The following is a 14,837-nucleotide window of genomic DNA, read 5'->3' as shown; positions in this document are numbered from 1 at the left end:
GGCCATGCCTTCCTTCTGGTCGTTCGTGGCGAACAGGGAGTGGAAGACCCGGCGCTCGAACAGCAGGCCCTCGGCGAGGCTGGTCTCGAAGGAGCGGTTGACCGCTTCCTTGGCGATCATGGCGACCGGCAGCGACTTGGCGGCGATGGTCTCGGCGACCTCGAGGGCGGTGTCGAGCAGCTGGTCGGCGGGCACGACGCGGGAGACGAGGCCGGCGCGCTCGGCTTCCTCGACGCCCATGGTGCGGCCGGTCAGGATCAGGTCCATGGCCTTGGCCTTGCCGATGGCGCGGGTGAGCCGCTGCGAGCCGCCGATGCCGGGGATGACGCCGAGGGTGATCTCGGGCTGCCCGAACTTGGCGGTGTCGGCGGCGATGAGGATGTCGCAGAGCATGGCCAGTTCGCAGCCGCCGCCGAGGGCGTAGCCGGCGACCGCGGCGATGGTGGGCTTGCGGAAGCCGGCCAGGCGGTCCCAGCGGGCGAAGAAGTCGGCCAGGAACATGTCCATGTAGGACTGCGGGGCCATCTCCTTGATGTCGGCGCCCGCGGCGAACGCCTTCTCCGAGCCGGTGATGACGACGGCGCCGATGGACGGGTCGCGCTCGAGTTCGTCGAGCGCGGCGATCACGTCGTCGAGGACCTGGGCGTTGAGCGCGTTGAGCGCCTTGGGCCGGTTCAGCGTGATCCAGCCGACCCCGCCACGGCCGTCGGCTCCACCCTTGCGTTCCAGCAGAATCGTCTCGAATTCACTCACACCGTGACGATACGGGGAGGTGGCCGCCCGGTTCATCCCCAGGGGGCCGGGAGTTCGCCGCCCCGCCCGCGGCGACGACGACGCCACCGGCGGCGAGCACGACCGCGCCGACGGCCAGCACGATCAGCGCGCCGCCCGGGCCGTCGGCCGCGGCGTCCACCGCGTTGGCCACGGCGACGGTCACCGCGCCCGCGCCGCCGAGGACGAGCAGCAGTTCGCGGCGCCGGACGTAGAGGGCGAAGCAGAGCACCGCGACGACGGCGGCGTAGACGACCGTCCAGCCGACCCAGCGCCCGTCGCCCGCGACCTGGGCGCCGAGCAGCGCGAGGACGACCGCGATCAGGTAGCCGGCCCAGTCGCTGACGAGCCTGCCCGCCGCCGTCGGCGGGAACCACGCGAGGCCGAAGGCGAACAGCGCCGTGCCGGTGCCGAAGTCGGCGAAGCCCGCGAGGTCGCCGAGCCCGACGACGGTGGCCGCGCCGCCGAGCGCGGTGGCCAGCAGGGAGAGCACCGAGGGCAGCGCCACGTAGCCGAGGGCCGCGACCGCGAATCCCGCGGCGGCCGCCCCCACCTCGCCGTGGGTGACCCGGTCCTCGGCCAGTGCCGCCCCGACCGCGCCGGCGAAGGCGGGCGCGGCGAGCACGAACAGCACCGAGGCCAGCCGGGTGCGGACCCCGGCGGGCGGCGGTACGCGCCGGAACAGCGACCGGCCGCCGCCGGCCAGCAGCACCCCGCCCAGCGCCGCCGAACCGGCCACGATCAGCAGGGTGACGACCCGGCCGGTGGGCGCGAGCTCGTCCCAGGACCGCCCGAGCAGCAGCATCAGCCCCGCCGCGACCAGGCCGGCGCCGAGATAGGCGCCGATCTCCCCCGCGAGCCTGCCCCGCGACCCCCTGCGGGCGCGTTCCCGGCCGGCCACCTCCGCGACCACCGCACCGGCCTGTTCCCGGGTCAGCACGCCCGCCGCGACCAGTGCGCCCAGCGCCGCCCCCCACTGCTCGTCCCGGTCCATCGGGCCATTGTCCCCACCGGATCGTTCCCGGCGTGCGGGCAATGCCGAGATCGCTGGGACGGTGACCCGGATCACGCTAGAATTACTTTGACGTCCGAGTATCTGACGCCTGAGCTTCTTCGCTTCGGAGGCGACCCATGAGCGAGTCCAGCGCCCTGCACGTCCCCGTCCACCCGGTCCGGTTCGTCACCTCGGCGGCCCTGTTCGACGGCCACGACGCGGCGATCAACATCATGCGCCGCATCCTGCAGGCCCAGGGCGCGGAGGTGATCCACCTCGGCCACAACCGCGCGGTGCACGAGATCGTCGCCGCGGTGGTCGAAGAGGACGTCCAGGGCGTCGCGGTCAGCTCCTATCAGGGCGGGCACGTCGAGTTCTTCACCTACCTGGCCGAGTCGCTGCGCGCGGCGGGCGCGGGCCACGTCCGGATCTTCGGCGGGGGCGGCGGCGTCATCGTGCCCGAGGAGATCGAGCGGCTGGCCGCGGTCGGCGTCCGCATCTTCTCCCCCGAGGACGGCCAGCGGCTCGGGTTGCCCGGCATGATCAACGAGCTGATCCGCGCCTGCGACGTCGACCCGGCCGCCGAACCCGCCGATCCGGCCGCGCTGCGCACCGGCGACCGCACCGCCCTGGCGCGCACCCTGACCGCGCTGCAGCAGGGCAGTCTGCCCGCCGCCGAACGCGCCGCCCTGCCGGCCGAGGCCGCGGGCCGCGAGGTGCCGGTCCTCGGCATCACCGGCACCGGCGGCTCCGGGAAGTCCTCGCTCACCGACGAACTGATCCGTCGCCTGCGCGCCGACCAGCAGGACAAGCTGCGGGTGGCCGTCCTCGCCGTCGACCCGACCCGCCGCCGCGCGGGCGGCGCCCTGCTGGGCGACCGCATCCGGATGAACGCCCTCGACGGCGACCGGGTCTTCTTCCGCTCGCTGGCCACCCGGGGCCGCCACGAGCTGCCCGACGACATCGACACCATGATCGCGGCCTGCCGGGTGGCGGGCTACGACCTGGTCGTCCTGGAGACGCCGGGCATCGGCCAGGGCGACGCGGGCATCGTCGACCACGTCGATCTCTCGCTGTACGTGATGACCCCCGAGTTCGGCGCGGCCTCGCAGCTGGAGAAGATCGACATGCTCGACTACGCCGACGTGGTCGCGGTGAACAAGTTCGAGCGGCGCGGCGCCGAGGACGCCCTGCGCGACGTGTCGCGCCAATTGCTGCGCAACCGCGCCGATTTCACCGCCGAGCCCGCCGACATGCCGGTCTTCGGCACCAGCGCGGCCACCTTCGACGACGACGGCGTGACCGCCCTCTACCAGCACCTGTGCGGGGAACTGGCCGCCCGGGGCCTGCGGCTCGCGCCGGGCAGGCTGCCGCGGGTGGACACCAGGGTCTCGACCCGCTTCGCCCAGCTGGTGCCGCCCGCCCGGGTGCGCTACCTGGCCGAGATCGCCGAGACCGTTCGCGGATACCACGCCGAGACGAGCGGGCAGGTCGCGGCCGCGCGGCGGGTGCAGCGGCTGGCGCTCGTGCACGAGGAACTGCCCGGCGACGACGCGGTGGCCGCCCTGCTCGAGGCCGCGCGCGGCACGCTGTCGCCGGAGTCGGCCCGGCTGCTGGCGGACTGGCCCGCCGTCGCGGAGTCCTACCGCGGCGAGGAGCAGGTGGTCCGGGTGCGCGACCGCGAGATCCGCACCCCGTTGCGCCGGGAGACGCTGTCGGGCAACTCGATTCCGCGCGTCGCCCTGCCTCGGTACACCGATCACGGTGAGCTGCTGCGTTTCCTGCGCGCGGAGAACCTGCCGGGCCGCTTCCCGTTCACCGCGGGCGTGTTCCCGTTCAAGCGCGACAACGAGGACCCCGCGCGGATGTTCGCCGGCGAGGGCGATCCGGCGCGCACCAACCGCCGGTTCAAGGTCCTCAGCGCGCACGCCGAGGCCACCCGGCTGTCCACCGCGTTCGATTCGGTGACCCTCTACGGACACGATCCCGCCGCGCGCGCCGACATCTACGGCAAGGTCGGCACGTCCGGCGTCTCGGTGGCCACCCTCGACGACATGCGCGCGCTCTACGACGGTTTCGACCTGACCGCGCCGACCACCTCGGTGTCGATGACCATCAACGGCCCGGCCCCGACCGTGCTCGCGTTCTTCCTCAACACCGCGATCGATCAGGCGCTCGACCGCTTCGCGGAGCGGTCGGGACGCGCCCCGACGGAGGCCGAGGCCGCGGAGGTGCGCGCGAACACCCTGGCGACCGTGCGGGGCACCGTGCAGGCCGACATCCTCAAGGAGGACCAGGGCCAGAACACCTGCCTGTTCTCCACCGAGTTCAGCCTGCGCATGATGGCCGACATCCAGGAGTGGTTCGTCCAGAACAACGTGCGCAACTTCTACTCGGTCTCGATCTCGGGGTATCACATCGCCGAGGCGGGGGCGAACCCGATCAGCCAGCTCGCGTTCACCCTGGCCAACGGATTCACCTACGTGGAGACCTATCTCGCGCGGGGCCTCGCCGTCGACGACTTCGCCCCGAACCTGTCGTTCTTCTTCTCCAACGGCATGGACGCCGAGTACAGCGTGATCGGCCGGGTCGCCCGCCGGATCTGGGCGGTGGCCATGCGCGACCGCTACGGCGCGGGCGAACGCTCGCAGAAGCTGAAGTACCACGTGCAGACCTCGGGCCGGTCGCTGCACGCGCAGGAGATGCAGTTCAACGACATCCGCACCACCCTGCAGGCGCTCATCGCGCTCTACGACAACTGCAACAGCCTGCACACCAACGCCTTCGACGAGGCGATCACCACGCCGACCGAGGATTCGGTGCGCCGGGCGCTGGCCATCCAGCTCATCATCAACCGGGAGTGGGGTCTGGCGATGAACGAGAACCCCCTGCAGGGCAGTTTCGTCATCGACGAGCTCACCGACCTGGTGGAGGAGGCGGTGCTGGCCGAGTTCGAGCGGATCAGCGAGCGCGGCGGCGTGCTCGGCGCGATGGAGACCGGCTACCAGCGCGGGCGCATCCAGGACGAGTCCCTGCGCTACGAGCGGCGCAAGCACGACGGGACGCTGCCCATCATCGGGGTCAACACCTTCCGCCCTCCGCACGGCGACACGGAGCACGGCCCGATCGAGCTCGCGCGCGGCACCGAGGAGGAGCGGGCCGGGCAGCTGCGCCGGGTCGAGGAGTTCCGCGCCGAGCACCGCGACGAGGCCGAGCGGGCGCTGGCGCGGCTGGCCGAGGTCGCGCACACCGACGGCAACATCTTCGCCGAGCTCATGGACGCCGCGCGGGTGTGCACGCTGGGCCAGATCACCGACGCGTTCTTCGCGGTGGGGGGCCAGTACCGCCGCACTGTGTGAGAATCGCGCCCATGACCGGTTCCGGGAGCAGCAGCATCGTCGACGCGCACATCCACCAGTGGGACCCGCTGGAGACGCCGCGCAAGTTCAGCGTCTACGCCAAACTGCTGCGGTTCCTGCCGATACCCCTCGACCTCGCGATGCGGTTCGCCCCCAGCCGCGACACCGAGTTCACCGCCGACGCCACCGCCTACACCCGGCCCTACCTGCCCGCGAACTACCGCGACGACGCGGGCGCCGCCCCGGTGCGCGCGATCGTGCACGTCGAGGCGGAGTGGGCCGGCTCCGGCGCCAATCCCCAAGCGGCCGAGACCCGCTGGGTCGCGAGCCTGCCCTTCGGGGTGGACACGCCCGCGCTCGGCGCGATCATCGGCTCGGCCGATCCGGCGGCCCCGGATTTCGCCGCGCTGCTCGACGCGCACGCGGCGGCCTCCCCGCTGTTCCGCGGTATCCGCACGATGGTCGCCCACCATCCCGACAGCGGCGTGCGCTCCTACACCCCGCGCCCGGACGCCCTGACGAACGCGGCGTTCCTCGACGGCTTCGCCACCCTGGCCGAGCGCGGCCTGTCGTTCGAGGCGTGGGTGTACTCCGGCCAGATCCCGCAGGTCACCGCGCTGGCGCGACGGTACCCGGAGGCCTCGATCGTGCTCAACCACCTGGGCACCCCCGCGGGCGCCTTCGGCCCGGTCGGCAAGCGCACCGGGCGCACGCCGGGCGACCGGGCCGCCCTGCTGGCCCGCTGGCGCGAGGACCTCACCGAGCTGGCCGAACAGCCCAACGTCACCGCGAAGGTGAGCGGGCTGATGATGCCGATCCTCGGCCATCCGGTGCCCCCGCGCGGCCAGGGCACGCCCGTCGCGGAACTGGTCACCCGGGTGGGCCCGCTGCTGACCCACGCGCTGGACGTGTTCGGCGCCGACCGGCTCATCTGGGGCTCCAACTTCCCGGTCGACCGGCCCATCACCACGCTCGAGGGCGCGGTCGACACGGTCACCACCGCCCTGGCGGGCGCGGGCGCGAGCGTCGGCGACCTGCAGAAGGTGTTCCACGACAACGCCGTCCGCGTGTACCGGCTCGACCTCGACGGCTGAGCGACGGCCGGAGATGTCGGACGGCGCGGTTAGTCTCGCGGCATGAAAGCTACGGGCACCTTCGAGGTCACCGCGTTCGAACCCACCGACGTCACCAACGAGCCGCCGGTGACGGCCGGTCTGCCGGTCGGCATCTCCCGGATGTCGAAGACCTACTCCGGCGATCTCACGGGCGAGTCGGCCACGCTGTTCACCGCCGCGTTCGACATGGCCAGCGGCGCGGGCACCTACATCGCCATCGACACGTTCGAGGGCACGCTGGCGGGCCGGGCCGGGGCGTTCAGCTTCGTGCATTCGGCCACGACGGGCGGCACCGACCGCACCGACGAGTTCTTCCACATCGTGCCCGCCAGCGGCACCGGCGAGCTGAGCGGCATCACCGGCGGCGGCGCGCTGTGGGTGGACGAGCGGGGCGGCCACCACATCACCTTCGACTACGAGCTGCCCTGATCGGCGCTCACCGGTCGAATTCGGTGTAGAGGTCCCGTAGTTCGCGCAGGCCGGTCGCGGCGACGGTCTCGTCCTCGGCGGTCATGCGCAGCGCGCGCCGCAGGACCGCGGGGTCGAGGTCGTCGAGGACGGCGCGGAACTCCAGGTGCGGGAGGTCGGGCAGGTCGAGATCGTCGCCGTAGGGGTCGCCGTCCGCGGCGGGTCCCGCGGTCCGCTCGATACCGCCGATCAGCGCGTCCAGGTCGAGGCCGCGCAGGGTGAGGATCTCGCGGGGCTGCTCGTCGAGGCGGTCGGCCAGGACGTAGCAGGCGGCGGCGACATGTTTGCACGGCCAGCCCTGGTCCGGGCAGCTGCACGAGAAGTCGAGCTCGGACGCGGTGCCCGGCAACAGCATCGGGCCGAGCGCCTGCGGCAGCGCGCCCGCGGCGATGTCGGCGAGCATGCCCGGCGACTCCCGGATGGTGTCGAGGAGCAGCTCGACCTCCTCGGGCCGCAGCGGCCGCACCGCGAACACGGCGGTGAACGGGCGCGGCTGGCTGCCCTGCACCTCGGCGGTGACCGCCCCGCGCTCGATCCGGTAGTTCACCACCTGTCCGGCCCTGGCGTAGGTGCGGCCGCGGGTGAGCCTGCCCGCGTCGGCCACCTTCTCCACGGACTCGAGCAGGGCCCGCCCCCACCAGGTCCGCGCGCCGCCCCGCACCGCGGCGCCGCCCCGGACCGGGCGCCGCTTGCCGTACACGCTGTAGTCGGTCATCTACTCGCCCACCGCCTCGGCGCCCAGGGTGAACAACTCGCGCAGTTCGTCGGTGCTCAGCTCGGTGATCCAGTTCTCGCCCGCGCCGACGGCCAGGTCGGCCAGCGCGCGCTTGCCGTTGATCATGTCGTCGATGCGTTCCTCGATCGTGTCGACGCACACCAGCTTGCGCACCTGGACCGCGCGCTGCTGGCCGATGCGGAAGGCGCGGTCGGTGGCCTGGTTCTCCACGGCGGGATTCCACCAGCGGTCCAGGTGCACCACGTGATTGGCGGCGGTCAGGGTGAGCCCGGTCCCGCCCGCCTTGAGCGAGAGCAGCATGAGCGGCGGACCGTGCTCGCCCTGGAACTCGGCCACCATCGCGTCGCGCCCGGACTTGGAGACCCCGCCGTGCAGGAACGGGACGGCGGTGCCGAAGCGCTCGGTGAGATAGGGCAGCACCAGGTCGCCGAACTCGCGGAACTGGGTGAACAGCAGGGCCTTCTCGCCGTCGGCGAGCACCGATTCCAGGATGTCGTCGACCAGGGCGAGCTTGCCCGAACGATGGCCGCCCCGGCGCAGCACCGCCGACCCGTCGCCCAGGAAGTGCGCCGGGTGGTTGCAGACCTGCTTGAGCCGGGTGAGCGCGCCGAGCACCGCGCCCTTGCGCGCCATGCCCTTGGCGTCCTTCAGCTTGTCCATCATGTCGTCGACGACGGCCTGGTAGAGCGCGGCCTGCTCGACGGTGAGGTTCGCCCGGACCGTCATCTCCAGTTTCTCCGGCAGGTCGCTGATGACGGTCGGATCGGTCTTGAGGCGGCGCAGCACGAACGGTTCGGTGATCAGGCGCAGCCGGTCGACGGCCTGCTGGTCGCGGTCGCGTTCGATGGGGACGGCGAAGCGGGCGCGGAAGGACTGCGGGCTGCCGAGCAATCTGGGCATGGCGAAGTCGAACAGCGCGCGCAACTCCTCGAGGCGGTTCTCCACGGGCGTCCCGGTCAGCGCCAGCCGATGCCGCGCCCGCAGCGCCCGGGCTGCCCTGGACTGGCGGGTCGCCGCGTTCTTGATGTGCTGGGCCTCGTCCAGGACCACCCGTTCCCACTCGATGTTCGCCAGCAGCGCGGCGTCGCGGGCCAGCAGCGCGTAGGTGGTCAGCACGATGTCGGATTCCCGGACGGCGGTGACGAATTCGCCGCCGCCGAGCCGGTCCGGGCCGTGGTGCACCAGTACGCGCAGGTCGGGGGCGAAGCGCGCGGCCTCGCGCTGCCAGTTGCCGACCACCGACATCGGGCACACCAGCAGCGTCGCCCCGACCTCGCCCGCCTCGCGTGTCTCGTCCGTGTGCTCCCGTTCGTGGGCCAGCAGGGCGAGCACCTGCACGGTCTTGCCGAGGCCCATGTCGTCGGCCAGGATCGCACCGCAGCGCAGCCGGTTCATCGTCGCCAGCCAGGACAGCCCGCGTTCCTGATAGGGCCGCAGCTGCGCCTTCAACCCGACCGGGGCGGGCACCTCCGCGAGTTCCCTTTCCCGGTCGAACAATTCGGCCGCCCAGCCGGTGGCGGTGACCTCGGTGACGGGGATCCCGTCCACCCGCTCGTGCGCGAGGTCGCCGATCATGTCGGCCAGCGTGATGGGGCGCTCGTCGGTGTGCTGCGCGACGTACCGCGCCGCGGCGGCGAGCATCTTGTGGTCGGCCTGGACCCACTCGCCGCGCAGCTGCACCAGATCGGACTTGCTGCGGATGAGCCGTTCCATCTCGGGCCGGGTCAGCACCATCTCCCCCAGCGCGAGCTCCCACCGGTAGGACAGCAGCCCGGCGAGGCCGACCTCCGATTCGGTGGCGGCCGGGCTGGTGACCCGCAGTCGCATGCTCGGCTCGGCGATGTGCCACGCCCGGGGCAGCAGCAGCCGGATGCCCGCGGCCTGGAGCGCGTGCGCGCCGTGCGCGACCAGGTCGGCCACCACCTCGGTCGGCAGCAGCAGGTCGAGGCCGCGCGGGTCGGTGGGCAGGTCGCGCAGCCGCGGGTAGGCGAGGCGGGCCTGCCCGAGTTTCTCGGCGGCCGTGCGGACCAGCACCGGGTCGTCGTGCAGGGCGACCGGCGCGGGCGCCTGATCGACCGGCCGCAGGCACACCTGCAGCCGCCACAGCGCCACCGACTCGTCGGCGGAGGCGTAGTCGCCGTCGGGTTCGCTCAGGCGCAGGACCAGTTCGGGTTCGTCGGCGGCGTAGCCGGCGCGCCAGCTCGTCAGGGTCTCGGCCAGCCGGTAGGAGCCCGCGTCGAGCGGGACGTCATCGACCAGGGAGCCAACCAGCGGGTGGACCATCGGGCGCGGGTCGAGGAACTCGCGGGCGATGGGGTCGGCCAGCTCGGTGACCAGGTCGTCGAGCACGGCCGTCGGGGCGCTCGGCACGCGCAGCGCGGGCGGCGTCGCGGCGGCCAGTTCGGCCAGCCAGGCCCGCTGCCGCTGCCCGCCGACGAGCCGCCAGCGCACCCACCACTGCCCGTCGTCGCGCTCGACCTGCGGCACGACCCGGCCCGCGCGGACCCAGCGTTCGATCCCGCGCGCGACGTGACCGAGGAAGCGCAGGTCACCGCTGACCGCCTCGCGGGGCAGCCGCTGCCGCAGCACCCGCGCGGCGGTGGCCGGGGCGAGCGCGTGCGCGCGGACCTCGGCCGTGTACGGCTCGTCGGGGCCGGCCACGAGCACCTGCGCCCGATGCCGGAAACCGGCACGGGCGAGCACCGGGCCCAGCGGCGGCGGCACCTCGACCGGGTCGGTGTCGTGCCACAGCAGCAGGCCCCGGCCCGGGGACCACAGACCGTGCAGCATGGCGTCCATCCAAGCAGGCCGGGCCGACAACTACCGCGCCCGCCCACACCCTGGATTTCTGCCGCGATCCGGAACATACTGGGATATCCCCAGGTCATGGCCGGTCACCCCTGCCGGCGACAACTTCATCGGCCCAGCAACACCAGCTATCGCGGAGGGCACACCGATGACAATTCTGCTCCAGGTCCTCGAGCAGAGCTACACCCCCACGACCCCGTGGGAGCGGCGCAAATTCACCTTCGTCGACGCGGGAAAGATCGTCGGCATGCGCCTGGACGGACAATCCGGCGTCTGGCTCGACCTGTCGAGACCGGGGGAATCCCAGCGCCTGGCCCACACGGCCGACCCGCGCGACTCGATCGCCTTCCTGCTGGCCACCTTCGCCAAGATCGCCGAGTGCGAGGAGCGCGGCGGCTCGTGGGTGATCGGGCACGACGGCACGCACGTGTCCTCGATCGAGGCGGGCCGTTTCCCGCCCAACTCGGCCGAGCTCGCCGCCGACGACATCCTGGCCCGCGCCTGGCTGTAGCGCTCCTGTCGGTGCCACCGGCTACAACCTGCGTATGCGGATCGCGGGGTGGCTGGTGGCGGTCCTCGTGCTGTCCGGATGCGGGCGGCCCGGCGACCGAGGTCGCGGGCGGCGCGGCGTGATCTCCGTGGTGCGGCGGCGCCCGGGACCGCGCGGTGCGCGGGACGTGAGGCACGGTATCGCGGCCGTCTGCGCCGTGATGACGGTGTCGTCGGCGGTGGCGTGTGGCCCGGCGCCCGGCGTCGGGTCGGCGCCACCGGCCGACGAGCTGCCGAGTCCGGTTCCGGTTCCGGCCGATGCGGAGGGGCCGTTCCCGGTGTCACGAGTGATCGACGGCGACACGGTGGCGATCCTGCGGGACAGCAGCGAGGTGAAGATCCGGATGCTCGGTCTGGACACCCCGGAAACCGAGGATCCGCGCACGCCGGTGCAGTGCTTCGGTGCCGAGGCGGCGCACCACGCCACACAGCTGCTCGCCCACAAGCGAGTGCTCGTGCGGCCCGATCCGTCGCAGGACCGCACCGACCGATACGGTCGGCTCCTCGCCTATGTCTGGGTGGACGGCGCACTGTTCAATCTCGACCAGATCGCCCAGGGTTTCGGATACGAGTACACGTATTCGCCCTCGCACCCCTACCGCTTTCAGCGCGAGTTCCGCGCCGCGGCGCGGTATGCGCGCGCCCACCATCTGGGGCTGTGGAACCCGGCGACCTGCAACGGCGTCACGGACTAGCGCCGCGACCGGCGAAGGCTGCCACGCGTACGACAGTCCGTCCGAGAGTCCGCAGCCCTCTCCGCGACATCTACACTTTCCCTACCGACGACGACTACGGCACCGAGCCCCGGTCCGCCGTGAACCTCATGGCGCGGAGCGAGGAACTCGGCCTCGCCGTTCGTTCCTGGTATCCGGCGGGGTGCGTTCCTGGTCGGGTCGGAAACAGGTGGGGGAGATGACCGACACGAACCGCACGACGACCGATGCGCCGGTCCAGGCGACCTTCGGAGTCGTCGCCGGCGGCATACTCGCGGTGATCGCCTATTTCCCCCTGGTCGCGCTGCTGCAGAACGCCCTCGACGTCCCCGAGCTCCCGGCGACCCCCGAGAGATACCGAAGCGACACTGCACCGATCTCGCCGTGGTACTGGATGACGTGGTTGGTACCGGTACTCGTCGCGATTCCCGCCGGGTCGGCATTGTCCCGGTGGCGGCGCGTCCGGGTTCTCGCACTGGCGTCGACGGTGACGTTCGTCCTGGGAGCTGCCGCGGTCGCCGCTGTCGTGATTTCCTTCGAGATCAACGGGTTCGCGCCCGACTGACCTGCCGCGACGGTGGGCGCTGTCCGGCTCCCGGGGGGTGGACCACGGTCCGCCGGTGACCGAGGCCGATCGCCGCGTCCTGGCGCGGATCGTCGCGGGCCGTGGCTGAGTTGCGGCGTTTTCACTTCGGGCGGCGGCCGTTGTTCGTACCGTGTACGGCATGACGTACGCCGACTTCGCCAACACCGCGCTCGAGGCCGCGGTGCCGCCCGCCCACGCGCTGGGGGTGCGCGCCGCCGAGGTCCGGTTCGGCTTCGCGGCGGCGACGGCCCCGATCGCGGGCAACGGCAACCACTTCGGCGTCATGTACGCGGGCGTGCTGTTCACCGTCGCCGAGGTGCTCGGCGGGCTCATCGCGATCCCGGCCTTCGATCAGGCGAAGTTCTACCCGCTGGTGAAGGACCTGAAGATCACCTACAAGCGGCCCGCGCTCAGCGACGTCCGCGCCGAGACCTGCCTGCCGGAGGAGTCGCTGCGCCGGATCGGCGCGGTCGCCGCCGAACACGGCAAGTGCGACTTCACGCTGGAGGCGACGATCACCGACGCCGAGGGCACCGTGGTCGCCGAGACCGTCGGCCTCTACCAGCTGCGCGCCCGCTGACGGCTCAGGCGCCGGTGGCCACCGCCCGTTTGGGGTCGTTGGACCACTGCGACCACGAGCCCGGGTACAGCGCGGCGTCCATGCCGGCCACGGCCAGCGCCGCGATCTGGTGGGCGGCGGTCACCCCGGACCCGCAGTACACCGCGATCGGGCCGTCGCCGAACGCGGCGAAGCGGGCCCGCAGCTCGGCGGCCGGACGGAACCGGCCGCTCGCGTCGAGGTTGTCGGTGGTCGGCGCGCTCACCGCGCCCGGGATGTGCCCGGCCTTCGGATCGACCGGTTCGACCTCGCCGCGGAAGCGTTCGGGGGCGCGCGCGTCGAGCAGCGGACCCCGCCAGCGGGCCGCGGCGTCGGCGTCGATCACGGGCAGGGCGCCCGGACACAGCACCACGTCGCCGGTCGCGGGATCGGGTTCGGCGCCGCTGACCACCTCGCCGCCGGCCGCGATCCAGGCGGGCAGGCCGCCGTCGAGGATGCGGACGTCGCTCACCCCCGCCCAGCGCAGCAGCCACCAGGCGCGCGCCGCGGCGAGACCGCCGGTGGCGTCGTAGACCACGACCGGCGCCCCGGCGCGCAGGCCCCAGCTGCGCGCGCACTTCTCCAGCTGCGTGGGATCGGGCAGCGGATGCCTGCCCTGGGCGGGTGACGGGGCCGCGGCCAGCTCGGTCTCCATGTCCACGAACACCGCGGTCGGGATGTGGCCGTCCAGGTAGTGCTGCGGCCCGTCGGGATCACCGAGCGCCCAGCGCACGTCGAGCAGGTGGATCGCCTTGTCCGCCAGCTCTTCCCGCAGTTCGTCCGGGGAGATCAACACCGCGCTCAACCCAGCTCCTCACGTGTCGGTTCCGTCGAGTCCGGTCCGACCAGCCTACGCAGGCGCGGTGACGGAAGGAGCCAGTTTCTCGGCACCGGCCACTGACAGCACCGCCGGGGGCGGGCACGATCGCAGCATGACCGAGGTCGCCGACTCTCCCGACACCGCCACCGAACGCCCGGCACCGGGCTGGGGCCAGCCGCTCGGTGCGGGTGCCATCACCGCGCTCGTCGGGTTCACCAGTTCCTTCGCGGTGGTGCTCAGCGGCCTGCGCGCGGTCGGCGCGACCCCCGCCCAGGCCGCGTCGGGCCTGCTCGCGCTGTGCCTGACCCAGGGCGTCGGCATCCTGGTGCTGAGCCTGCGCTACCGGATCCCGATCACGCTGGCGTGGTCGACCCCGGGCGCCGCGCTGCTGGCGAGCACGGGGCTCGTCGCCGGTGGCTGGCCCGCCGCGGTCGGCGCGTTCGTGGTGACCGGCGCGCTCATCGTGGTGACCGGGCTGTGGCAGCGGCTCGGCGCCCTGGTGGCCGCGATCCCGGTGCCGATCGCCCAGGCCATGCTCGCCGGCGTGCTGCTGCCGCTGTGCCTGGCGCCGGTGCGGGCGCTGGCGACCAGCCCGGCGATCGTGGTGCCGGTGATCGCGGTCTGGCTGATCCTGCAGCGGTACGCGCCGCGCTGGGCCGTGCTGGTCGCCTTCGCGGTCGCGGTGGCGGGCACGGCGGTCGATCTGGTGGCGCGGCACCGGAGCCTGGACGTGGCGGCGATGGCGCCGACGGTGGAATGGACGGTGCCGCACTGGAGCTGGCAGGCGTTGATCGGCATCGCGGTGCCCCTCTACATCGTGACGATGGCCTCACAGAACATCCCGGGCGTCGCGGTCATGCGGTCCTTCGACTACCGGGTCCCGTGGCGGGCCTCGATGCTGGTCACCGGCGTCGGCACCGTGGCGGGCGCCGCGGCGGGCGGCCACGCGATCAATCTGGCGGCGATCAGCGCCGCCCTGGCGGCGGCCCCCGCCGCGAGTCCCGACCCGAAGCGCCGCTGGTTCGCCGCCGCGACCGCGGGCGCGGTGTACCTCGTCCTCGGGTTGTTCTCGGCCGCGCTGGTCACCTTCATCGCCGCCGCGCCGGCGGGCACCCTGGAGACCGTGGCGGGCCTGGCCCTGCTCGCGACCCTCGCCGCGGCGCTGACCGGCGCCCTGAGCGACAGCGGGCACCGCATGGCGGGCGTGGTCACCTTCCTGGTCGCCGCGTCGGGCACCGCCCTGTTCGGCATCGGGGCCGCCTTCTGGGCCCTGGTCGCCGGGCTCGTCGTCCGCCGGTTCCTGCCCGCGAGCTGACGGCC

Annotated in this window: 13 protein-coding genes; 8 read left to right on the top strand and 5 right to left on the bottom strand. The window is 72.9% G+C overall.

All coding sequences use genetic code 11. The annotated features are described in order from the left end of the window. Positions 1-753: enoyl-CoA hydratase (locus ON36_RS05570; protein ID WP_043648460.1), on the bottom strand; the 753-nt coding region annotated here is incomplete at its 3' end. Then, entirely contained in the window at positions 746-1,765 is a 1,020-nt protein-coding gene (locus tag ON36_RS34125; RefSeq protein ID WP_043648457.1) for a hypothetical protein, read from the bottom strand. The genes ON36_RS05570 and ON36_RS34125, both read right to left, overlap by 8 nt. A 137-nt stretch (positions 1,766-1,902) precedes the next feature. On the opposite strand from ON36_RS34125, the gene icmF reads away from it, so the two are divergent. From icmF to ON36_RS05550, 3 genes are read left to right on the top strand one after another with little or no spacing between them, the layout of a single operon-like run. Next, positions 1,903-5,124 carry a fused isobutyryl-CoA mutase/GTPase IcmF gene (gene icmF, locus ON36_RS05560; protein WP_043648454.1) on the top strand — a complete coding sequence of 1,074 codons (3,222 nt, stop codon included), beginning with the start codon at positions 1,903-1,905 and terminating at the stop codon, positions 5,122-5,124. Between the two features lie 11 nt (positions 5,125-5,135). Further along, complete coding sequence (locus tag ON36_RS05555) at positions 5,136-6,218, top strand: amidohydrolase family protein (RefSeq protein ID WP_043648451.1); 1,083 nt, start codon at positions 5,136-5,138, stop codon at positions 6,216-6,218. Positions 6,219-6,260: 42 nt separating this feature from the next. Continuing rightward, positions 6,261-6,668 (top strand): DUF3224 domain-containing protein, encoded by a 408-nt coding sequence (locus ON36_RS05550; RefSeq protein ID WP_043648448.1) that lies wholly within the window; start codon positions 6,261-6,263, stop codon positions 6,666-6,668. 7 nt (positions 6,669-6,675) lie between these two features. Here ON36_RS05550 and ON36_RS05545 read toward each other — a convergent pair whose 3' ends face one another. Together ON36_RS05545 and ON36_RS05540 are read right to left on the bottom strand one after the other, a co-directional pair. Then, positions 6,676-7,422 (bottom strand): SWIM zinc finger family protein, encoded by a 747-nt coding sequence (locus ON36_RS05545; RefSeq protein ID WP_043648445.1) that lies wholly within the window; start codon positions 7,420-7,422, stop codon positions 6,676-6,678. Continuing rightward, positions 7,423-10,233: a DEAD/DEAH box helicase gene (locus ON36_RS05540; RefSeq protein ID WP_444543627.1), complete on the bottom strand. Its 2,811-nt coding sequence runs from the start codon at positions 10,231-10,233 to the stop codon at positions 7,423-7,425. A gap of 166 nt (positions 10,234-10,399) precedes the next feature. Between ON36_RS05540 and ON36_RS05535 the strand changes: the two genes are divergently transcribed. From ON36_RS05535 to ON36_RS05520, 4 genes are all read left to right on the top strand, one after another. Then, complete coding sequence (locus tag ON36_RS05535) at positions 10,400-10,762, top strand: hypothetical protein (protein ID WP_043648439.1); 363 nt, start codon at positions 10,400-10,402, stop codon at positions 10,760-10,762. A 325-nt stretch (positions 10,763-11,087) separates the two neighbouring features. Continuing rightward, positions 11,088-11,495: a thermonuclease family protein gene (locus tag ON36_RS34555; protein ID WP_157224795.1), complete on the top strand. Its 408-nt coding sequence runs from the start codon at positions 11,088-11,090 to the stop codon at positions 11,493-11,495. A gap of 217 nt (positions 11,496-11,712) precedes the next feature. Beyond that, the gene (locus tag ON36_RS05525) at positions 11,713-12,078 is read left to right on the top strand and encodes a hypothetical protein (RefSeq protein WP_157224794.1); all 366 of its coding nucleotides are present in this window, start codon (positions 11,713-11,715) and stop codon (positions 12,076-12,078) included. A 160-nt stretch (positions 12,079-12,238) separates the two neighbouring features. Continuing rightward, positions 12,239-12,679, top strand: coding sequence for a YiiD C-terminal domain-containing protein (locus ON36_RS05520; protein WP_043648497.1), 441 nt, complete (start codon positions 12,239-12,241; stop codon positions 12,677-12,679). Positions 12,680-12,683: 4 nt separating this feature from the next. Here ON36_RS05520 and ON36_RS05515 read toward each other — a convergent pair whose 3' ends face one another. Beyond that, positions 12,684-13,502 (bottom strand): sulfurtransferase, encoded by an 819-nt coding sequence (locus ON36_RS05515; RefSeq protein ID WP_373281773.1) that lies wholly within the window; start codon positions 13,500-13,502, stop codon positions 12,684-12,686. Between the two features lie 127 nt (positions 13,503-13,629). On the opposite strand from ON36_RS05515, the gene ON36_RS05510 reads away from it, so the two are divergent. After that, entirely contained in the window at positions 13,630-14,832 is a 1,203-nt protein-coding gene (locus ON36_RS05510) for a benzoate/H(+) symporter BenE family transporter (RefSeq protein WP_043648433.1), read from the top strand. Positions 14,833-14,837: the final 5 nt, after the last annotated feature.

The sequence above is a fragment of the Nocardia thailandica NBRC 100428 genome (assembly GCF_000308795.1).
GTDB lineage: Bacteria > Actinomycetota > Actinomycetes > Mycobacteriales > Mycobacteriaceae > Nocardia > Nocardia thailandica.
The sequence above is the reverse complement of the archived record's forward strand: the minus strand, read 5'-3'. Positions and strand labels throughout refer to the sequence as shown.

Excerpts from the sequence above, each read along its gene's own strand:
- ON36_RS34125 (WP_043648457.1), bottom strand. The coding sequence starts at position 1,765 with ATGGACCGGGACGAGCAGTGGGGGGCGGCGCTGGGCGCACTGGTCGCG.
- icmF (WP_043648454.1), top strand. The coding sequence starts at position 1,903 with ATGAGCGAGTCCAGCGCCCTGCACGTCCCCGTCCACCCGGTCCGGTTC.
- ON36_RS05555 (WP_043648451.1), top strand. The coding sequence starts at position 5,136 with ATGACCGGTTCCGGGAGCAGCAGCATCGTCGACGCGCACATCCACCAG.
- ON36_RS05550 (WP_043648448.1), top strand. The coding sequence starts at position 6,261 with ATGAAAGCTACGGGCACCTTCGAGGTCACCGCGTTCGAACCCACCGAC.
- ON36_RS05545 (WP_043648445.1), bottom strand. The coding sequence starts at position 7,422 with ATGACCGACTACAGCGTGTACGGCAAGCGGCGCCCGGTCCGGGGCGGC.
- ON36_RS05540 (WP_444543627.1), bottom strand. The coding sequence starts at position 10,233 with ATGCTGCACGGTCTGTGGTCCCCGGGCCGGGGCCTGCTGCTGTGGCAC.
- ON36_RS05535 (WP_043648439.1), top strand. The coding sequence starts at position 10,400 with ATGACAATTCTGCTCCAGGTCCTCGAGCAGAGCTACACCCCCACGACC.
- ON36_RS05525 (WP_157224794.1), top strand. The coding sequence starts at position 11,713 with ATGACCGACACGAACCGCACGACGACCGATGCGCCGGTCCAGGCGACC.
- ON36_RS05520 (WP_043648497.1), top strand. The coding sequence starts at position 12,239 with ATGACGTACGCCGACTTCGCCAACACCGCGCTCGAGGCCGCGGTGCCG.
- ON36_RS05510 (WP_043648433.1), top strand. The coding sequence starts at position 13,630 with ATGACCGAGGTCGCCGACTCTCCCGACACCGCCACCGAACGCCCGGCA.